At 74.9% G+C, this 19,617-nt stretch carries 19 protein-coding genes; 9 read left to right on the top strand and 10 right to left on the bottom strand.

The window, feature by feature from the left end; genetic code table 11:
• Position 1: 1 nt before the first annotated feature.
• The 4 genes from mctP to ABQ292_RS15780 all read left to right on the top strand — a co-directional run bounded on the left by mctP (position 2) and on the right by ABQ292_RS15780 (position 4,333).
• Complete coding sequence (gene mctP / locus ABQ292_RS15795; protein ID WP_369208044.1) at positions 2-1,645, top strand: monocarboxylate uptake permease MctP; 1,644 nt, start codon at positions 2-4, stop codon at positions 1,643-1,645.
• Positions 1,646-1,810: 165 nt separating this feature from the next.
• Positions 1,811-2,551: a zinc ribbon domain-containing protein gene (locus tag ABQ292_RS15790; RefSeq protein WP_369208042.1), complete on the top strand. Its 741-nt coding sequence runs from the start codon at positions 1,811-1,813 to the stop codon at positions 2,549-2,551.
• A complete protein-coding gene (locus ABQ292_RS15785) occupies positions 2,548-3,642 on the top strand; it encodes a bifunctional RNase H/acid phosphatase (protein ID WP_369208040.1) in 1,095 nt (364 codons plus the stop codon). Before ABQ292_RS15790 ends, ABQ292_RS15785 begins: the two co-directional genes overlap by 4 nt.
• A 97-nt stretch (positions 3,643-3,739) precedes the next feature.
• Complete coding sequence (locus ABQ292_RS15780) at positions 3,740-4,333, top strand: dihydrofolate reductase family protein (RefSeq protein ID WP_369208038.1); 594 nt, start codon at positions 3,740-3,742, stop codon at positions 4,331-4,333.
• A gap of 37 nt (positions 4,334-4,370) precedes the next feature.
• Here the strand turns inward: ABQ292_RS15780 and ABQ292_RS15775 are convergent, their stop codons facing one another.
• Positions 4,371-5,717, bottom strand: coding sequence for an aspartate aminotransferase family protein (locus ABQ292_RS15775; protein ID WP_369208036.1), 1,347 nt, complete (start codon positions 5,715-5,717; stop codon positions 4,371-4,373).
• A 95-nt stretch (positions 5,718-5,812) separates the two neighbouring features.
• Here ABQ292_RS15775 and ABQ292_RS15770 point away from each other — a divergent pair, with 95 nt between their 5' ends.
• Positions 5,813-6,853 (top strand): phosphotransferase, encoded by a 1,041-nt coding sequence (locus ABQ292_RS15770; protein WP_369208034.1) that lies wholly within the window; start codon positions 5,813-5,815, stop codon positions 6,851-6,853.
• A gap of 41 nt (positions 6,854-6,894) precedes the next feature.
• On the opposite strand, the gene ABQ292_RS15765 is transcribed toward ABQ292_RS15770, so the two are convergent.
• From ABQ292_RS15765 to ABQ292_RS15745, 5 genes are all read right to left on the bottom strand, one after another.
• On the bottom strand, positions 6,895-7,701 hold the full coding sequence (locus ABQ292_RS15765; RefSeq protein ID WP_369208032.1) for an amino acid ABC transporter ATP-binding protein: 807 nt from the start codon (positions 7,699-7,701) through the stop codon (positions 6,895-6,897).
• Positions 7,701-8,672: an amino acid ABC transporter permease gene (locus ABQ292_RS15760; RefSeq protein WP_369208030.1), complete on the bottom strand. Its 972-nt coding sequence runs from the start codon at positions 8,670-8,672 to the stop codon at positions 7,701-7,703. The genes ABQ292_RS15765 and ABQ292_RS15760 overlap by 1 nt, the downstream gene beginning before the upstream one ends.
• Positions 8,669-9,622, bottom strand: coding sequence for an ABC transporter substrate-binding protein (locus ABQ292_RS15755; RefSeq protein ID WP_369208028.1), 954 nt, complete (start codon positions 9,620-9,622; stop codon positions 8,669-8,671). The genes ABQ292_RS15760 and ABQ292_RS15755 overlap by 4 nt, the downstream gene beginning before the upstream one ends.
• A 139-nt stretch (positions 9,623-9,761) precedes the next feature.
• Entirely contained in the window at positions 9,762-11,384 is a 1,623-nt protein-coding gene (locus tag ABQ292_RS15750; RefSeq protein ID WP_369208026.1) for a thiamine pyrophosphate-binding protein, read from the bottom strand.
• Positions 11,385-11,607: 223 nt separating this feature from the next.
• Positions 11,608-12,507 carry an MBL fold metallo-hydrolase gene (locus tag ABQ292_RS15745; RefSeq protein WP_369208024.1) on the bottom strand — a complete coding sequence of 300 codons (900 nt, stop codon included), beginning with the start codon at positions 12,505-12,507 and terminating at the stop codon, positions 11,608-11,610.
• 261 nt (positions 12,508-12,768) lie between these two features.
• Between ABQ292_RS15745 and nadA the strand changes: the two genes are divergently transcribed.
• A complete protein-coding gene (gene nadA / locus ABQ292_RS15740) occupies positions 12,769-13,800 on the top strand; it encodes a quinolinate synthase NadA (protein WP_369208022.1) in 1,032 nt (343 codons plus the stop codon).
• Between the two features lie 83 nt (positions 13,801-13,883).
• On the opposite strand, the gene ABQ292_RS15735 is transcribed toward nadA, so the two are convergent.
• The 3 genes from ABQ292_RS15735 to ABQ292_RS15725 form a co-directional block, all read right to left on the bottom strand.
• Positions 13,884-14,093: a hypothetical protein gene (locus ABQ292_RS15735; protein ID WP_369208020.1), complete on the bottom strand. Its 210-nt coding sequence runs from the start codon at positions 14,091-14,093 to the stop codon at positions 13,884-13,886.
• Positions 14,094-14,190: 97 nt separating this feature from the next.
• Positions 14,191-16,479: a putative bifunctional diguanylate cyclase/phosphodiesterase gene (locus ABQ292_RS15730; protein ID WP_369208018.1), complete on the bottom strand. Its 2,289-nt coding sequence runs from the start codon at positions 16,477-16,479 to the stop codon at positions 14,191-14,193.
• 78 nt (positions 16,480-16,557) lie between these two features.
• Positions 16,558-17,310 carry a sulfite exporter TauE/SafE family protein gene (locus tag ABQ292_RS15725; protein ID WP_369208016.1) on the bottom strand — a complete coding sequence of 251 codons (753 nt, stop codon included), beginning with the start codon at positions 17,308-17,310 and terminating at the stop codon, positions 16,558-16,560.
• Positions 17,311-17,334: 24 nt separating this feature from the next.
• Between ABQ292_RS15725 and ABQ292_RS15720 the strand changes: the two genes are divergently transcribed.
• Genes ABQ292_RS15720 through ABQ292_RS15710 form a run of 3 tightly spaced genes read left to right on the top strand, consistent with a single transcriptional unit; the run spans position 17,335 to position 19,172 of the window.
• Complete coding sequence (locus tag ABQ292_RS15720) at positions 17,335-17,694, top strand: DoxX family protein (protein WP_369208014.1); 360 nt, start codon at positions 17,335-17,337, stop codon at positions 17,692-17,694.
• Complete coding sequence (locus ABQ292_RS15715) at positions 17,694-18,398, top strand: alpha/beta fold hydrolase (RefSeq protein ID WP_369208012.1); 705 nt, start codon at positions 17,694-17,696, stop codon at positions 18,396-18,398. Before ABQ292_RS15720 ends, ABQ292_RS15715 begins: the two co-directional genes overlap by 1 nt.
• A 24-nt stretch (positions 18,399-18,422) precedes the next feature.
• Positions 18,423-19,172, top strand: coding sequence for a PIG-L deacetylase family protein (locus ABQ292_RS15710; RefSeq protein WP_369208010.1), 750 nt, complete (start codon positions 18,423-18,425; stop codon positions 19,170-19,172).
• A gap of 64 nt (positions 19,173-19,236) precedes the next feature.
• On the opposite strand, the gene ABQ292_RS15705 is transcribed toward ABQ292_RS15710, so the two are convergent.
• A partial coding sequence (locus tag ABQ292_RS15705) for a VldE C-terminal domain-containing protein (RefSeq protein ID WP_499803480.1) occupies positions 19,237-19,617 on the bottom strand: 381 nt, incomplete at its 5' end.

Genomic DNA, 19,617 nt, shown 5'->3' with positions numbered 1-19,617 from the left:
CGTGGACGGGGTCAACGTCGTCGAGCTGACGATCGTCGTCGTCCTGTTCCTCGTCGTCACGGTGATGGGGTTCGTCGCCTCGCGCTGGCGGCGTGCCGAGACCCTCATGCACCTCGACGAGTGGGGGCTGGGCGGACGCAGCTTCGGCACCTGGATCACCTGGTTCCTGCTCGGCGGTGACCTCTACACCGCCTACACGTTCGTCGCCGTCCCCGCGCTCATGTTCGGCGCCGGCGCGGCCGGGTTCTTCGCCGTCCCCTACACCGTCGTGATCTACCCGCTGGTCTTCCTCGTGGTGATCCGGCTGTGGTCGGTCAGCCACGTGCGCGGGTTCGTCACGCCGGCCGACTTCGTCCGCTCCCGGTTCGACTCCCCGGGCCTGGCGCTGCTCGTCGCCCTCACCGGGATCGTCGCGACGATGCCCTACATCGCGCTGCAGCTGGTCGGCATCGAGGCGATCCTCAAGGCGATGGGCGTCGAGGGCGAGCTGCCCCTGATCGTCGCGTTCGTGATCCTGGCGCTCTACACCTACAACTCCGGACTGCGGGCGCCGGCGCTGATCGCCTTCGTCAAGGACACGCTCATCTACCTGACGATCATCGTCGCGGTCATCGTCATCCCGTCCAGGCTCGGCGGCTGGGACGCGATCTTCGGTGCGGCCGAGGAGAAGTTCTCCGCCGGCACCGGCGCCGGCGTGCTGCTGCCGGCGACCGGCCAGCTCGGCTACGCGACCCTGGCCCTGGGCTCGGCACTGGCGCTGTTCCTCTACCCGCACTCGATCACCGGCATCCTGGCGGCCAGCAACCGCGACGTGCTCAAGCGCAACATGAGCGCGCTGCCGCTCTACAGCCTCGCCCTGGGCGCGATCGCGCTGCTGGGCTTCATGGCGATCGCCGCCGGCGTCACGCCGATCGGTGAGGACGGCAACACGATCGTCCCGGTGCTGTTCCAGGAGATGTTCCCGAGCTGGTTCGCCGGCATCGCCTTCGCCGCCATCGGCATCGGCGCGCTGGTGCCGGCGGCGATCATGTCCATCGCCGCGGCCAACCTCTTCACCCGCAACATCTACAAGGAGTTCCTCAAGAAGGACGCCACCCCCCGCCAGGAGGCCCAGGTCGCCAAGGTGACCTCGCTGGTGGTCAAGGTCGGCGCGGTCGCGGCCATCCTCTTCATCGACCCGCAGTTCTCCATCGACCTGCAGCTCATCGGCGGCGTGATCATCCTGCAGACGCTGCCGGCGGTCGCGCTCGGCCTCTACACCCGCTGGCTGCACCGCGGCGGGCTGATCGCCGGCTGGTTCGCCGGGATGGCCGCGGGCCTGCTGATGCTCTACAACATCCCGCGGCTGGGGCCCGACGGCACCGTCGTCCGCGAGCACTTCGGCGGCTCGTCGTTCGCCCTGTCGAAGCTCGGCCTCGACGCGTCCTCCAGCGTCTACGCCGGCCTGCTCGCGCTGCTGGCCAACCTCGTCGTCGCCGTCCTCGTGACCGTGGCGCTGCGGGCGGCCAGGGTGTCGGAGGGGGTCGACGGCACGGCGGACACCGACTACACCGCCGAGCGGGAGGACCCGACCTTCCGCGATCTGCCCGACCCGCTGGAGTCGGCCCCGCCCGGAGCCGCGGGGGAGGCTCGTGCCCGACGGTGACAGGGGCCCGCAGGTAGTGGGAGGACCTCCGTGCCCCTGCCGCTCGCACGCTGGCACCAGGCCCCGTCCAGCGGCTCGCCGCGAGCTCGCGAGCGGTGAGGAGGACGGGGTCCTTCTGCCTGCACGGGGGCCGGGAGCCGGGGAAGGCACCGGTAGGTTGGTCGGGTGAAGGCCGACCACTTCGAGCAGCAGAAGCTGCTGGCCCTGGCCGACGAGGACGTCGCGCTGACCCAGCTCGCCCACCGGCGGCGCACGCTGCCCGAGGTCGCCGCGGTCGAGGCCGCGGCGGAGGCCGAGCGCCGCTTCGCCGAGGCCGAGGTCCGCGCCGAGACCGAGGTGCGCGACCTCGACCGCGAGCAGAAGCGGCTGGAGGCCGACGTCGACACCGTCCGGCAGCGGGCGGCCCGAGACCAGTCGCGGATCGACTCCGGCTCGGCGACGGCGAAGGAGATCACCTCCCTGCAGTCGGAGCTGCAGTCGCTGGCGCGGCGGCAGTCCGACCTCGAGGACCAGGTGCTCGAGTTCATGGAGCGCCGGGAGACCGCCGACGCCGCGCTGGTCGCCGCCCAGGAGGGGCGGGCGCAGGCCGCGGCCGAGCGGGAGCGCGCCGAGCAGCTGCGCGACGACGCCCTGGCCGACATCGCCGACTCCACCGCCCGGCACGAGGCCGCCCGCGCCGAGGTCGCCGCCGGCCTCTCCGCCCCGCTGCTGGCGCTGTACGACCGCGTCAAGGCGCAGACCGGCGCCACCGGCGCGGCGGTGCTGAAGGCGCGCCAGTGCCAGGGCTGCCGGATCGAGCTCAACGGCCGCGAGCTGGCCGCCGTCCGCAACGCCGATCCGCACGAGGTGGTCCGCTGCGAGAACTGCGGCCGGATCCTCGTGCGCACGGCGGAGAGCGGGCTGTGAGCCGACGGTTCGTCGTCGAGGCGGACGGGGGATCGCGGGGCAACCCGGGCCCGGCCGGCTACGGCGCGCTCGTGCGTGACGCCTCGACCGGGAGAGTGCTCGCCGAGCGGGCCGCCTCGGTGGGCCGGGCGACCAACAACGTCGCCGAGTACGGCGGGCTGGTGGCCGGGCTGCAGGCGGCGCTGGACCTCGACGCCACCGCCGACGTCGAGGTCCGGATGGACTCCAAGCTCGTCGTCGAGCAGATGTCGGGGCGCTGGAAGGTCAAGCACCCCGACATGCAGAAGCTGGCGCTGCAGGCCCGCGACCTCGCCCGCCAGCTGGGCAGCGTCCGCTACACCTGGGTCCCGCGGGCGCAGAACGGCGCCGCCGACGCGCTGGCCAACAGCGCCATGGACGGCCGGCCGGTGCACCGCGACGTCGCCGCCGAGGCCACGGTGGTGGCCGACGACGTCCAGCCGGCTGCCGAGCCGGCGCCCGTCGTCACCACGGTCACGCACCTGCTGCGGCACGGGAAGACGGAGCACACGCCCGAGCGTCGCTACAGCGGCCGCAACGACCTGCCGCTGTCGGCCACCGGCCGCGCGGAGGCCGCGGCCGCGGCCGTGCGCGCGCAGGACCTCGGCATCGAGGTGGTCCTCGCCTCGCCGCTGCGGCGCACCCGGGAGACCGCCGAGGTGGTGGCCGGCGCACTCGGACTGCCCGTGGAGCTCGACGACGACCTGGTGGAGCTCGACTTCGGCGACCTCGAGGGGCTGACCGCCGCCGAGGCGCGGGTGCGGCACCCGCTGGCCGCCCGCCGGTTCGGTGCCGACGTCACGGTCGCCGCGCCGAACGGGGAGTCGGTGGCCGACGTGTCCAAGCGCGTGGCCCGCGCCCGCACGCGGCTGCTGGAGCGGCACGCCGGGAGGACCGTCCTGGTGGTCAGCCACGTCACGCCGATCAAGCTGCTGCTGGCCGCCGGCCTCGGGGTGGGCGACGAGGTGGTGCACCGGGTGTTCCTCGAGGCGGCGTCGCTGTGCACGGTGGCGTGGAGCTCCGACGGCCGCACGTCGGTCCGGCTGGTCAACGACACGGCCCACCTGCGCTGACCCGGCCGGCGTCGTCGACCGATGAGGTGCCGACGTCGGCCCGGTCTCCCCTGACGAGCGGCCCTGGACGAGAGCCGCCCGGCGGAGGGAGCAGACGATGGGCAAGGCAGTGGTCTTCGCGGCGGTCTCGCTGGACGGCTACGTCGCGCGGGACGACGACGTGCCCGGTCCGCTGTTCGACTGGTACGGCAACGGCGACGTCGAGGTGACCTTCAGCGACGAGGAGCGCGTCTTCCGCGTCACGCAGGCGACCGCGGACTTCCTCCGCCGGGAGGCGCCCGGCATGGCGGCGATGGTCTGCGGGCGGCGGCTGTTCGACATCACCGACGGCTGGGAGGGCGTGCCGCCCAACGGCGAACAGGTCTTCGTCGTCACCCACCGGCCCGCGGACGACTGGCCGTACGCCGGGACGGCTCCGTTCACCTTCGCGCCCGACGTGCGGAGCGCGATCGAGCAGGCGAAGGCGTTCGCGGGCGACCGGGACGTCTCGCTGGCACCCGGGGACGTCGCCGGCCAGGCGGTGCAGCTGGGGCTCGTCGACCGGGTCGTCCTCAACCTGGTGCCGGTCGTCCTCGGCTCCGGGCGGCCCTGCTTCGGCGCCGGCGGCCCGGCGGAGATCCTGTTCGAGGACCCCACCGTCGTCGTCCAGGGGCGCCGGGTCCTCCACCTGGTCCACGACGTCCAGCGCTGAGCGCGGGGGACGCCGGCCCGGCGAGGCTGGCGCCGGATCAGCCCGGTGCCCCGAGCACGGAGAGCGCCGCGCTGAACTCCGTCAGGAAGCGCTCGGCGTGCCGGTGGCCGAAGACCAGCGGCGGCCTGAGCTTGAGCACGTTGCCGTCCCGGCCGGAGGCGCTGATCAGGACGCGCCGGCGTCGCAGCTCGTTGACCAGGAACGCGGCCGCTCCCGCGTCCGGTGCCCGGCCCGCCCGGTCCCGCACCAGCTCCACGGCGACGAAGAGGCCGGACCCCCGGACCTCACCGATCCGCTCGTCGTCCGCCGTGAGCCGCCGCAGCTCGTCGAGGAGGTGCCGGCCGACCTCGGCCGCGTGCGGGATCAGGTCCCGGTCCTCGATCTCGTCCAGCACGGCGGAGGCCGCCGCGATGCACACCGGGTTCCCGGCGAACGTGTTGAAGTAGCGCACGTCCCGCCCGAAGCGGTCGAACAGGGACGGCTGCCCCATCACGGCCGAGATCGGCAGGCCGTTGCCCATCGGCTTGCCGAGGACCACCAGGTCGGGGGCGACGTCGTGGCGGGGGAAGCCCCACCACCCGGTCCCCAGCCGACCGAACCCCGGCTGGACCTCGTCCGCGAGGTACACGCCGCCGTGCCGGTGCACCACGTCGACCGCCGAGCGCAGCCAGCCCGCGGGGTCGAGCTGGAGACCGTCGCTGGACAGGCAGGAGTCGACCAGGAGACCGGCGAGGGCGGTGCCGCGCTGCCGCAGCGTCTCGATGCCGTCGGTGACCCGGGCGGCGAAGGCCCGTTCGATCCCGGCCGGGTCCTCCCGGAGCTGGTCGGGGGCGTCGACGAGGACGACGTGCCGGGGGATCGGGTTGTTCGGGCCGAGGCTGGGGGAGACGGCGGCCGCTGCCCGGGTCGTGCCGTGGTAGGCGTGCCGCGTCACCAGCCAGCCGTCGGCGCCGGTCTGGTACTCGGTGATCCGCATCGCCAGGTCGACCGCCTCGCTGCCGCTGCAGCAGAAGACGACCTGCTGCAGGTGCGGGGGGAACAGGGCGGTCAGGCGCTCGGCGTAGTCGACGACCTCGTGGGTCAGGTACCGGGTGTGCGTGTTGAGCCGGCCGAGCTGGTCGGCCACCGCCTGCTGCACCCGTCGGTTGGAGTGCCCCACGGCCGGCACGTTGTTGTAGACGTCGAGGTGGTCGCGTCCCGCGGCGTCGAACAGCAGCGCCCCCTCGCCCCGCACCGCCTCCAGGGGTTCCTCGTAGAAGAGCCGGTAGGGAGCGCCGAGCACACGCTCGCGTCGCTCCAGGAGCGCCGCGGCCGAGGGGGGCAGGGTGCTCCGGGCGGCGGAGGGGTCGTAGCTGTTGGCCATGTGCATGCGCTGCGGCGTCACGGTCTCTCCGGGATTGCGCCTGCCCGTGCGCCACGAGCAGGATCGGTGATCAACCAGTGCGGGGGCTCGACTGGCGGGGGGCCGTGGGCGTGGTCGTGAGCGAGTCCTCCCCGGAGCCGCCGGGCGGACGCGTCCTCGACCTCGCCGTCGAGGAGGTGCGGGTCCTGGTCGCGGAGCGCTACGGGTTGCGACCGCGGCGGATCGAGCGGGTCGAGGGGGAGCTGGCCACCATCTGCCGCCTGGAGGACGACGCCGGCCGCGGCTTCGCGGTCAAGGTCACCCGGGACGAGGCGGAGCAGCGCCCGGCGGTCGAGTGGCGCACCGCCGTGATGACGCGCCTGGCCGGTCAGGGACATCCCGTCCCCGGCATCGTCCCCGACCGCAGCGGGTCGGCCGTGTCCGTCGCGGACGCCGGGGGCACCCCCGTCCTGGTGGTGGTGGAGGAGTGGCTGACCGGCCTCCCCCTGCACGCTGCCGAGGTGGACCGGGAGCTGCTGCGCGAGCTCGGGGGGACCGCCGCCCGCCTGTCCGCGGCCCTGGCCGCGGCGCCCCCGCCGCCACCCGGCCTGACCCACGTGTGGGAGGCGTCGCGCGGACGGCGGACGATCCTGCAGGCGCTGCCGGACGTCCGGGACCGGGTGATCGGTGAGCTCGCCGCCGCGGCCGCCGAGGGGTTCGCCGCCGACGTGGCGCCGCACCTCGCCGAGCTGCCGCGCACCGTCGTGCACCAGGACCTGCACGACGCCAACCTCCTCGTCGGGCAGGTCGGCGGACGCTCCCGGGTGACCGGTGTCCTCGACTTCGGCGACATGCTGCTCGGGCTGCGGGTGGCCGAGCTGGCGGTGGCAGCAGGCTACGCGGCCCGGCTCACCGCCGATCCGCTGCGGGGGCTGCTCGACGTGGTCGAGGGCTGGGGCCGGGAGGCGTCCCTGGGCGACGCGGAGGCCCAGGTCGTCCTCCCGCTGGCCCGGACCCGGCTGGCGGTCAACGCCGCGGTGTGGGCAGCCCGCTCGTCGGGGACGCGGGCCGCCTACGCGGCCGCCCGGTCCGCGCGGTCGGTGCCCGCCCTCCGGGCGCTGCTGGCCGCCGACCGGGACGCCGTGGCCGCCGAGGTGCACCGGCTCACCCGCGCCTGACTCCACCCGCCTGCCGGGCCACGGGCAGGCGGGTGGGGGCATCAGAGCACCTTGCTGAGGAACGAGCGGGTCCGCTCGTGCTGCGGCCGGCTCAGCACGTCGGCGGGTGTGCCCTCCTCGACGACGACCCCGCCGTCCAGGAAGACGACCGTGTCGCCGACCTCGCGGGCGAAGCCGATCTCGTGCGTGACCACGACCATCGTCATCCCGCCGTCCGCCAGCCGGCGCATCACGTCGAGCACCTCTCCGACCAGCTCGGGGTCCAGGGCAGAGGTGGGCTCGTCGAAGAGCATGAGCTTGGGCTGCATGGCCAGTGCCCGGGCGATCGCGACCCGCTGCTGCTGGCCTCCGGACAGCTGGACCGGGTAGGCCTGGGCCTTGTCCGCGAGACCGACCTGGGCCAGCAGCTCCCGCGCACGTTCCCGGGCCTCGGCCTTCGACTGCCCCAGGACCCGGGTGGGCGCCTCGATGACGTTCTGCACCACCGTCATGTGGGGGAACAGGTTGAAGCGCTGGAACACCATGCCGACGTTCCGGCGCTGGTGGGCCACCTCGCGCTTGGGCAGCTCGTAGACCTTGTCGCCCTTGACCCGGTAGCCGACCAGCTCCCCGTCGATCCGCACGGTCCCGGCGTCGACCCGCTCGAGGTGGTTGAGACAGCGCAGCAGGGTGGACTTGCCCGACCCCGAGGGGCCCAGCAGGCAGGTGACCTCGCCGGGGCGCACCCGCAGGTCGACCCCCTTGAGGACCTCCAGGGACCCGTAGGACTTGTGGATGCCGAGCGCCTCCACCACCAGCCGCTCGCCTCCCCGCCCGGTGGCGGCCTCCGCGGCAGACCCGGTCGTCATCAGCGCGCGTCCCTCTCCTCGGACGGGGGCACCGGCGCTGCGACCGCGCCGGCGTCCTGGTTGCGTCCCGGCCGCAGGTCCGTGGCGATCCGCCGGAGGAGCCAGGACCGACCCCGGGCGTGCGTGCTGCCCCGCAGGAAGCGGCGCTCGAGCAGCGCCTGACCGGCACTGGCGATCGTCGTCAGGACCAGGTACCAGATGCTGGCGACGATCAGCATCTCCAGGCGGGTGAAGTCGGTGGCGCCCACGGCCTGGGCCTGGGTGAGCAGGTCGCCGGCACCGATGACCGCGACGAGCGAGGTGGTCTTCAGCAGCGTCACCAGCTCGTTGCCCGTCGGCGGGATGATCACCTTCATCGCCTGCGGCAGGACGATCCGCCGCAGCACCAGGCCACTGGTCATCCCGAGCGCCTCGGCGGCCTCCCGCTGGCCGCCATCCACGGCGAGGATGCCGCCGCGGACGATCTCGGACATGTACGCCGCCTCGTTGAGGGTCAGCGCCAGCAGCGCGGCCGTGAACGGGGTGATGAGGTCGTTGGTCGAGACGCTCGCACCGCCGAACCCCAGCCGGGGGAAGAACAGCGCCAGGTTGAACCAGATGAGGATCTGCACGAGCACCGGGGTGCCGCGGAACAGCCACACGAAGGCGGCGCTAATGCTCCTCAGCAGCAGGTTGTCCGACAGCCGCAGCACCGCGACGAGCACGCCGCCGAGCACGCCCAGGACCATGCTGGCCACGGTGAGCCAGATCGTGGTCACCAGACCGTCGAGGATGGCGTCGAAGAAGATCCGGGACCCGATGACGTCCCACTGGATCGTCTCGTTCGTCGCCACGGCGCGGACCAGCAGGACCAGGAGCGCCAGGCAGACGACGGCGGCCACCCACTGCCCGTAGTGGCGGACCGGGACGGCCTTCAGCGTGCCGGGGTCGGGAGGAGCCGCCGCGGTGCGCGACGGGGTGGACGCGGTCACTGCGTGCCGGCGTTGATCGTGGCCTCGTCGACCGCGCCGGACTCCAGCCCGTGGGACTCCAGGATCTCGGTGTAGGTCCCGTCCTCGATCAGGGACTGCAGCGCGGCCTGCCAGGCGTCGCGCAGCTGGGTGTCCTCCTTGTCGAAGACGTAGCCGAGCGGGCTGGGGAAGAGGGTCTCGGCGTTGGCCACCTCGAAGGCGTTGCCGCCGGCGATCTGGGCGGCGTTGTAGCGGCCGACCGGCTCCTGGGTGAAGCTGGCCGTCGCCCGCCCGCTCTGCACCTGCAGCAGCGCGTCCTGGTCGGTCGGCAGGGACGTGATCTGGATCGGGTCGGCGGCGCACTGCTCGCCGTTGAACTGGTTGAGCAGAGACTCCTGCGCCGAGGACACCAGCACGGAGACCGGCTGGCCGCAGAGGTCCTCGACCGTCTCGATGCCCTCCGGGTTGCCCGAGGCGACCACGATCGCCTGGCCGGCCAGGAAGTAGTCGACGAAGTCGTAGTTCGCCTGCCGCTCGGTGGTGTCGGTGACGGCGGCGGCGACCACGTCGAACCGGTCGCCGTCCAGCGCCGGCAGCAGCCCGTCGAAGGCGGTGTTGGTGAGCGTGTACTCGACGCCCAGCCGGCCGGTGATCGCATCGAGGAGGTCCGGGTCGAGCCCGATGATCGTCTGGCCGTCCTCGTCGAGGTACTCGTAGGGCGGGTACAGGGCCTCGGTGCCGACCTCGAGCGTGCCGGCGTCCCGGACGTCGGCCGGGAGCATGGCGTTGAGCTCCTGGTCGGCCTCCACCGCCGCCGCGGCCTCGCTGCCGGCCGTGGACGCGGCCGCCCCGGTCTCCTCGCCCTCGCCGCCGGACCCGCCGCCGCACGCGGCGGTGAGTGCCGCGACGGCCACGAGCAGGGCCGCACCGCGGACGGGGCGGGACGTCAGTGACTTGCGGCGCGCGGACATCGGATCTCCTGGGGTCGGGTTCGCTGGGGGTGCTCTGGGGTGGATCCTGCGGACTCCCCGCCCGGAAGGGCAGGTCGCGCGGGGGAACGCGACAGGACCGTGACCTGGTCGTGGTCCCGGGCCGGCGGTCGGGTGGGCATCAGGGCGCTCCCGCCGCGGCGGCCAGCGCGCCGGCGTCGACCTCGACCACCGAGGGCCCGTCGGCGTCGAGGGCCTGCACCACCGCGGAGACCGCGTCCTCCACCGAGCGGGCGCACACGCCCCGCGCGCCCATGGCCCGGCCGACCGCGGCGAAGTCCGGGGTGTGCAGGTCCACGGCGAACGGGGGGATGCCGGCCCGGCGCATGCCGTCGCGGATCTCGGTGTAGCCGTGGTCGTTGACGACGACGACGGGCAGGGGCAGACGCTGCTCGACCGCCGTGGCCAGCTCGGCGAGCGAGAACATCAGCGCGCCGTCCCCGACCAGGGCGAGCACCGGCCGTCCCGGGGCGCCGACCCCGGCCCCGACGGCCGCGGGCAGGCCGTAGCCGAGGGTGGCGTAGACGGTGGGGTAGAGCAGCTGCGCCGGCGCGGACACCGGCCAGAAGTGCGCCGTCCCGTAGTAGGTGACCTGGGAGCTGTCCCCGGCCACGATGGTCTCCGGCGGGAGGGCGGCGGCCAGCGCCCGGTTGAGCTCGGCCCAGGGTCCCGCCTCGGGCGCGGCGGCTCCCGCGGAGTCCTCGCGGGCCTGCCGCGCCCGCGCCGGACCGTCCCGACGGGCGGCGGGCGGGTCGGTGGCCAGCAGCTCGGCGAGACGGGCGAGGACGGTCGCCGCGTCGCCGTGCAGGCCGACGGTGGGGGTCAGCCGCTTGGACAGCTGACCGGCCTCGACGTCCACCCGGATGGTCGTGCCGGGCAGGTCCGGCTCCCAGCCCCACAGCTCGGCGTCGGACAGGGCCGTCCCGACGACGAGCACCACGTCGGCGTCCGTCAGCAGCCGCTGCGCGGGCTCCAGCCGCACCGAGGCCCCCACCGAGAGGGGGTGCGTCTCGGACAGCACGCCCTTGCCGTTCACGGTCGTGACCACCGGTGCGTCCAGCAGCTCGGCGAGCACGCGGACGGTCCCTGCGGCGGCGACCGCGCCACGGCCGACCAGCAGCGCGGGTCGCTCGGCGCCGGCCAGCCGGCGGGCGGCGAGGACGAGGTCGTCGGCACCGGGACCGGGGTGGTCGGGGGCGGACAGCTGTCCCGGGTCCTCGCCGCTCCAGGCCTCGGTGAGGACGTCGAGCGGGACCTCGAGGAAGTGCGGGCGCTGCCGGTGGCCGCGCCAGTGCGCGAAGCTCTCGTGGACGGCGGCGGCCGCCTCCCCGGGGCTGGAGACGCGCACCGCGCGCTCGGCCACCGCGGCCATGTGTCCTCGCTGGTCCCGCATCTCGTGCAGCTCACCGACGTCGGCGCCCTCGAGACCCCGCGGGGGGCCGGGCGCCACCACGAGCAGCGGCACGGAGTCCCCGTGGGCGGTGCCCACCGGGGCGGCGACGTTGTTCACCGCGGGTCCGCTGGTGACGAAGCAGACGCCGGGCCGGCCGGTGGCGCGGGCGTACCCGTCGGCGGCGTAGCCGGCGCCCTGCTCGGACCGGGTGGTGACGTGGCGCAGCCTGCGGTGGGCCAGCGCCCGGTACAGCTCGAGGCTGTGGGTGCCGGGGATGCCGAAGACGTCGGTGACCCCCTCGGAGACGAGAGCGTCGACGACGGCCGAGCCCCCGTTGCGCACCGCGGTCATGCCCGGGCCGCCTCCGCCGGCGGCGTGCACGGCGCTCCGTCGACGGGGCCTCGCGACCGGTTCACGGGTGGACCTCCTGAGGACGGGACCGGCACGCCGGCCGGCGTGTCGCGCACGACACGGCTGGTCGCGGACAAGGTAGGGGCGAGGTGGGCCTGCGCCTAGAGCCGATCTGTAGCGTCCGCTCCGCACCGGTGGATGATCCGTCCACGGACACCCGCGATCACGTCCCGGGCGGCGCCGAGCCGCCGGCCGCGCCCGGTCGCGCCCCGTCCGGGACGGGCGGGCGGATCACGAAGTCGTCGTGGACGTCGAGGTGTGGCGCCCCGGCCATCGCCTCGCAGGCCTCGTGCAGCTCCAGGACGTGCGCCGGGGTGAGCGGGAGGGGGTGCTCGTCGGGCTGGTGGGTCGTCCCCAGCGGGTACAGCTGGCCGGGCGTCCTCGTCATCTCGACGTGGGCGCCGAGGACGACCGAGACCTCCTCCCGCCGCACGAGATCCGCGAGCCGGGCGGCGCTGCGCCGGTAGGCGGGCCAGTCCCGCACGGTGAGGAGGCCGGGGTAGAGCGTGTCGCCGGTGAACAGGGCCCCTGTCCGGGAGTCGTGGACGGCGATGTGCGTCGGCTCGTGCCCGGGGATCGGCAGGACGGTCACCCGCCGTCCGCCGAGCTCGAGCCCGGCCTCGCCGTCCGGCCAGTCCGGCAGGCCGAAGAACTCCGTCACCGCCGGGAGCGTCGGCGCCACCACGTGGGTGCGCGGCCGCCCGGTGAACTGGTCGTCCCCGGACACGTGGTCGCCGTGGGCGTGGGTGTGGGCGACGACCAGGTCCGGCTCGGGGACGCCGCGCTCGGTCGACCAACCGGTGACGACCTCGTCCACGGTGCGGCGCAGCGGCAGCGTCCGGTCGCGCGCGCCGGGGTCGGGCCGGGCGCCGGTGTCGAGCAGGAGGGCGCGACGGCGGCCGAGCAGGAGGTGGAGGAAGTTGGCCTCGAAGCTGTAGCACTTGCTCAGCCGGAGGACGAACGTGTCACGGTCCAGGCGGTGGACCTGGATCAGCGGATCGCTCGTCCCCGAGCAGTCCGCGGCGCCGTGGATCCACGCGACGGACTCGAGCGGTGTGGCCACCAGACCCCCAGCGTTGCCCCGGCGTCTCCTGGCGGCATCCTGCCCGGCGCCGCCGGCCTGCTGCCAGCTCCCCACCCGGGGCGCCGGGCGGACCCCGCAGGTGTGCGCGGGCTCACAGCGGTCGAGCGGCCGGTCGGGCGACCAGGCGGAAGCGACTGCTCACGGCGCGGTGTTCCACCCGACAGCCCGCCAGGACCCTCGCCCGCCGGCGAGGACGCCGGCGGGAGCACCATGAGAGCCCCTTCCCCCACGAGGAGCCCCGTGACCGCGACCATCGCGCCCGCCACCTCCGCCGTCGTCGGCGACGAGCGCACCCTCTCGCCGGCCGAGTACGAGACGTGGGCGGCGGAGATCCGCCGGCTGGCCGAGGAGCGCGGCGCGGTCGTCCTGGCGCACAACTACCAGGTGCCCGAGATCCAGGACGTCGCCCACTTCACCGGCGACTCGCTGTACCTCTCGCGCGTCGCGGCGCAGACCGACGCCCGCGAGATCGTCTTCTGCGGCGTCCACTTCATGGCCGAGACGGCGAAGATCCTCTCGCCGGACAAGACGGTGCTGCTGCCCGACCACGCCGCCGGCTGCTCGCTGGCCGACTCGATCACCGCCGAGCAGCTGCGCGAGTGGAAGGCCGAGCACCCCGGCGCCGTCGTCGTCAGCTACGTCAACACCACCGCCGCGGTGAAGGCCGAGACCGACGTCTGCTGCACGTCGTCGAACGCCGCCGACGTCGTCCGGTCCATCCCGGCCGACCGGGAGATCCTCTTCTGCCCCGACCAGTTCCTCGGCGCGCACGTCAAGCGCGTCACCGGGCGGGACGACATCCACGTGTGGGCGGGGGAGTGCCACGTGCACGCCGGGATCAGCCCGTCCGACGTCCGGGCGCAGGTGGCCGCGCACCCGGACGCCGAGATCCTCGTGCACCCCGAGTGCGGCTGCACCACCTCGGTCCTCGACCTGGTCAGCCACGGCGACCTGCCGGCCGACCGGACCCGCGTGCTGTCCACCGGCGGGATGGTCGAGGAGGCGGCGACCACCCGGGCCTCCCAGGTGCTGGTGGCCACCGAGGTCGGCATCCTGCACCAGCTGCGGGCGCTCAACAGCGGGACGGCGTTCATCCCGATGAACGAGCGCGCGGCCTGCCGCTACATGAAGATGATCACCCCGGCGAAGCTGCTGCGGACGCTGCGCACCGGCGAGGGTGCCGTCGACGTCGACCCGGAGACCGCCGCCCGCGCCCGCCGTGCCGTCGAGGCGATGATCGCCATCGGCGAGCCCGGCCGCGGCGGCGAATGAAGGACCCCTCCCTCCCCACCACTCGTTCCTCGTGGCGGGCCCCTGGGAGGGGGCCACCGGCGGGGCCCCGGGGGGCCCGCCCCTCAGCGCAGGACGTCGGCGGAGATGTCGGCGACGATCGCGCGGAACGTGCGGGTGTCGACCTCGTCGTCGGCGGTGACCCGGACGATGTCGGACACCTGCTGCCGCGACGTGGGCCGCACGGCCGCGGCCCGCGCGGCGGCGATCAGGTGGAGTTGCTGGACCCGGGCGTCGTTCGCGTCCTGCACCGGAGGGCGTCGGTTCTCGCGCATGCCGCGACGCTAGGCAGCGGCCCCGTCCGGCCCGGGCACGCGGGCGCGTGTCCGCGCCGGACGTGGACCCGTCCGTCACACCCGCCCCTCCAGGCGGTCAGGACACCGCCAGCGGTGCACCGGCCCGGTCGAGCCAGGTCTCCAGCCGGTCGGCCGGCAGCGGTGCGGAGTGCAGGTGGCCCTGGGTCTCGTCGCAGCCCAGCCCGGCCAGGTGGACCAGGGTCTCCTCGCGCTCGACACCCTCGGCGACCACCCGCAGCCCCAGCCGGTGCGCCAGTGTGATCGTGCTGGCCACGATGGCCTCCGTCCGCCCGTCGGTGAGCAGGTCGGCGGTGAAGGACCGGTCGAGCTTGAGCTCGGCGACCGGGAGGTCCCGCAGGTAGGACAGCGACGAGTACCCGGTGCCGAAGTCGTCGATGCTCACGGTCACGCCCAGGTCGGCGAGCCGGCCGACCACGGCCAGGCTGCGCTCCGGGTCGCTGAGCAGCACGCTCTCGGTGATCTCCAGGACCAGCCGGTCGGCCGGCAGCTGCGCGTCGCGCAGCAGCTCGGCCACCCGCCAGGGCAGGTCCACGTCGAGCAGGTTGCTCGCCGACAGGTTCACCGACATCCGCAGGTCCCGTCCGGCACGGCGCCAGGCCGCCGCCTGGGTCACCGCCCGGCGCAGCACCTCGTCGGTCAGCGGGCGCATGAGGCCGTGCACCTCGGCCAGGGGGAGGAACTCGGCGGGGGACAGCAGTCCCCGCTCGGGGTGCGCCCAGCGCACGAGCGCCTCCACGCCGACCGTCCGGCCCGTCGCGACGTCGACCTGCGGCTGGTGGTGCAGCACCAGACGGCCGGACCCGAGGCCGCTGCGGAGTTCCTCGACCAGCGCCAGGTTGCCGCGGTCGTCGCCGTGCTGGACGGCGTCGTAGACCGCCGTCCCGCCGCCGGCGCGCTTGGCGGAGTACATGGCGGCGTCGGCCTGCCGCAGGAGCTCGGTGGTGGTCGTGCGCCCCGCCCCGTCCGGGTCGCCGTCGTCCGTGCCCGGCCGGAAGGCCACGCCGATGCTGGCGGTCGCGTGCACCGACATGCCGCCCAGCGCGAACGGCTCGTCGAGCTGCTGGACGAGGCGCCGCCCCAGCGCGGCGCAGTCCTCGGCCGTGGCGCCGGGATCCAGCAGCGCGACGACGGCGAACTCGTCGCCGCCCAGCCGGCCCAGGACGTCGCCGGTCCGCAGCTGCCCGGTGAGTCGGCCGGCGACCAGCCGCAGGAGGTCGTCGCCGGCGGCGTGCCCCAGGCCGTCGTTGACCTCCTTGAACTTGTCCAGGTCCAGCAGGGCGAGCGCCATCGGCAGCTGCTCGCCGGCCAGCTCCTCGACCCGGCGCAGCACCGCGCGGCGGTTGGCCAGCCCGGTGAGCTCGTCGGTGAGTGCCTCCCGCCGGCTGATCGCCAGCTGGGCCAGCTCGCGCACGTTCATGAGCAGTCGCACGCCGGCACCCGCGATGGCCAGCGCCGCGCAGCAGCCGGCGAGGGTGGGGCCGCGCTCGACGAGGAGGACCACCGTCGAGGCCGCGATCACGACGAAGGCACCGATCGTCGACGCCGCGGGGTCGGCGGGGCGCGGGACGGCGCGGGCGGGCGAGAGCGCCGCGGCCAGCCCCACGAGGGCGGCGCCGGCGGGCTCGGTCGCCGTCGTCCAGCCGACCGTGCCGCCGCCGCCGGCGAGCAGGGTCCCCAGGTCGCCGGTCAGGGTCACGGTGACGGCGGCGGCGACCAGCCACGGCCGTGGGTCGTGCCGCAGGGACGCCAGAGCCGTCACGGAGAGGACGGTGCCGAGCAGCACCACCCCGGTGGCCACCTGGGCCAGCGGCGCCTGCACCTCCCACCACGGCCCGGCCGCCAGCGGCGAGCCGGACCGGACGAGGACGACGTTCAGCACGGCCACCGCGGCGAGCACCGCCGACACGCCGTTGAGCACGTCGTTCGGGTCGGCCAGGTGGCTGATCGAGCGGTTCCACCGCACCAGGCCGCTGTGGACGAGGGGGAAGGTCAGCACCGGCGCCCAGGCGACCGGGGCGGCCGCGAGGTGGGCGGTCGACCCGGACAGCCCCAGTACCGCCCCGACCGCGACCGCGACGGAGAAGACGACCGAGCCGAGGGCCAGCCGGCCCCAGACCACCCGCTCCTGCGGCAGCCGCCGGGCCCGCCACACGAGCAGCCCGCAGAAGGCGGCCTGCAGGCCCAGGCCGCCGAGCAGGCCGGCCGGCCCGGGGCCCGGTGCACCGGGGAGGACGGACCGGTGCACGACCACCGTGACGACGGCGGCCAGCGGCACGGGGAGGGCCACGAGGAGCACCCACCGCGGGAGGCCGGGCAGGAGCCGGGTGCGGGCAGGACCGGTCATGCCAGGGGAATCGGACGGCGGCGACTCGGTGTGGAGGCGACTCACCCCAAGGGGGCGGCCCCGGATCCTGGTGGCGCCTCAGATCCGGGTGAACAGGTAGACCGAGACCGCGACGCCGAAGGTCACGATGAGCACCCGCAGCGGCGTCGCCGGGATGCGGGTGGCCACCCGCGCGCCGAGGAACCCGCCGACCAGGCTGGCCGGCGCGGCCACGGCGACGACCGCCCACGCCACCGGTCCGAACAGGCCGAAGACGACGACGGTCACGGTCGCCGTCACCGCGGAGAACGCCGACTTCAGCGCGTTGGCCAGCGGCAGCCGGTGCAGCGCGGTGCCGAGGACGCCGACCAGGATGACGCCCAGCGCCCCGCCGAAGTAGCCGCCGTAGACGGTGGCGAGGAAGAGCGCGAGGTAGAGCCACCAGGGGTCGCGGGTGGTGGTGTCCTCGTGGGCGCGCAGCCGGCGGGTGAGCAGCGGCTGCAGCGCCAGCAGCAGGCTGGCCAGCAGCACCAGCACCGGGACGACGACGTCGAAGGCCTCCGACGGCGTCGTCAGCAGCAGCACGCTGCCCGCCACGCCGCCGAGCACCGACACCACACCCAGCCGGACCAGCCGCCCGCGCTGGCCGGCGTACTCGCGGCGGAAGCCGAGCATGCCGCCGAGGTAGCCCGGCCACTGCGCCACCGAGTTGGTGACGTTGGCCGGCACGGTCCCCAGCCCGAGCGCGACCAGGGTGGGGAAGAGGATGAGCGAGCCGCCGCCGGCGATCGAGTTGACCGCGCCGGCACCGAGCGCGACCGCGGCGGCGACGAGCAGGTCGGCGGCGGACACGAGCGGGCAGCCTACGGTGACCGCATGCGCCTCCCCGCCCCGGCGACCTGGCTGGCCACCGCCCTCGGCTCGTCCGGCGTGCTGCACCTGGTGCGGCCGCGGACCCTCCAGCCACTGGTGCCGCCGGAGCTCGGTGACGCCCGCGCCTGGGTGCTCGGCACCGGGGTGGCGGAGATCGTCACGGCCGCGCTGCTGACCGCACCGGCGACCCGGCGGGCCGGCGGCTGGTCGGCCGCCGGGCTGCTCACCGGCTTCGTGCCGGCGCACCTGCAGCAGTTCCGGCTGGCGGGCGGACGGCCGGTGCCCCTGGCGATCGCCGCCGTCCGGCTGCCGCTGCAGGCGCCGCTGGTCGCCGCGGCGCTGCGGGTGGCCCGGGGACGCTGATGGCCGACGTCGTCCTGGTGCACGGCGCCTGGCACGGCTCGTGGAGCTGGCGCCGGGTCGTGCCGCCGCTGTGGGCGGCCGGGCACCGCGTCGTGACGGTGACCCTGACCGGCCTGGGCGAGCGGGCGCACCAGCTCTCGCCGGCGGTCACGCTCGGCACGCACGTCGACGACGTCGTCACCGCCGTGCGGGCCGAGGAGTGCCGGGGTGCGGTCCTAGTCGGTCACAGCTACGGCGGCATGGTGGTCACCGGTGCCGCCGACCGGCTGGGTGAGGAGGTGGGCGCGCTGGTCTACGTCGACGGCGTCGTCCCGCTGCCGGGGGAGTCCTGGTCGACCCGCAACCCGCCGGAGGTCCAGGCGGTCCGGCGCGCGGCGATCGAGCGCACCGGCGTCCTGCCGGCGCCGCCGCCCTCGGCGTTCGGGCTCACCGGCGCGGACGCCGACTGGGTGGCCCGCCGGCAGACGCCCCAGCCGGGCGGGGTCTACGACGACCCGGTGTCCTTCGACCTCGAGCGCTGGCTCGCGCTCCCGCGCACCTACGCCGACTGCACCAGCCCGGCGCTGGCGACCGTCGAGCCGGCCAAGCAGCTGGTCCGGTCGCAGCCCGGGTGGGAGGTCGTGCGGCTCGCCACCGGGCACGACCCGATGGTCAGCGCGCCGGCCGAGCTGGCCGAGGTCCTGCTGCGGGTCGCCGGGCGCTGACCGGCCGGGGCAGACTCGGGTGCTGTGACCGCCGAGTCCGATCAGCCCTACGAGCCCCTGCCCGACGACTGGCAGCGCGCCCTGGTGATCGTCGCCCACCCCGACGACATCGAGTACGGGCCCGCGGCGGCCGTCGCCGTGTGGACCGCCGCCGGCCGTGACGTCCGGTACGTGCTGGCCACCAGCGGCGAGGCCGGCATCGCCGGGTTGCCGCCGGAGGCCGCCGGGCCGGTGCGCGAGGAGGAGCAGCGGCGGTCCGCGGCGGCGGTGGGGGTGTCGGTGGTCGAGTTCCTCGGCCACCCCGACGGGCGGCTGAGCGAGGGGCTGGACCTGCGCCGCGCGCTGGCCGCGGCCATCCGGCGGCACCGGCCCGAGCTGGTCGTGACGGTGCACTTCGGTGAGACCTGGACGCCAGCCGGGATGGCGCCGGCCTACTGGAACAGCGCCGACCACCGGGCACTGGGTCACTCGGTCCTCGACGCCGTCGGGGACGCGGCGAACGAGTGGATCTTCCCCGAGCTGGCCGACCCGGAGCCGTGGCAGGGCGTGCGGTGGATCGCCGTGGCGACGCCGGTGGAGGTGACGCACGTCGTCGACGTGACCGACGCCCTGGAGACGGCGGTGGCCTCGCTGCTGGAGCACCGGCGGTACCTGGCCGCGCTGTCGGACGACCCGGTCGAGGAGCAGGCGCGCCGGCAGGTGGAGATGGCGACGGCGGCCTCGCCGCGCTCGGGCGGACGGCGGGTGGCCGGCTTCGCCCTCTACGCCGGCTGAGCCGCGTGCCGCGGGGACGCGGAGCCGAGGGGTCCTCGGCGCCGCGTCCCCGCGACCGGGGCTGTCAGGGGTTGAAGCTGACGTGGACGTGGTCCATGTGGTTGGCCGTGGCCGAACCGCGGTCCTCCATCGCCTGCCACCCCGAGCCGCCGATCATGTAGATCCGCTGCTGCCAGATGACGTAGTCGACCTTGAACCGCGCGGCGTTGTCGATCACGTACTGGGCGACCGCACTGCCCTTGCCGCTGTCGCTGTAGACCATGAAGTCGGCGGCGAGCTGCTGGGTGGGGGAGTGGCCGGGACGCGTGTAGACGGTGGACACCGAGTGGGTCTGCGCGACCTCGGCGACCACCGGGCGCACGTGCGGCGCCCAGGCGCTGTAGGCGGTCGAGGTGGAGGTCGGCGCGCCCGTCAGGTTGGTCGAGACGGCGGGTGCGGCGGCGGG

It is taken from the genome of Geodermatophilus maliterrae, from assembly GCF_041018925.1.
Taxonomy (GTDB): Bacteria; Actinomycetota; Actinomycetes; order Mycobacteriales; family Geodermatophilaceae; genus Geodermatophilus; species Geodermatophilus maliterrae.
Note: the sequence above shows the minus strand (reverse complement) of the source record. Positions and strands in the feature narration are given on the sequence as shown.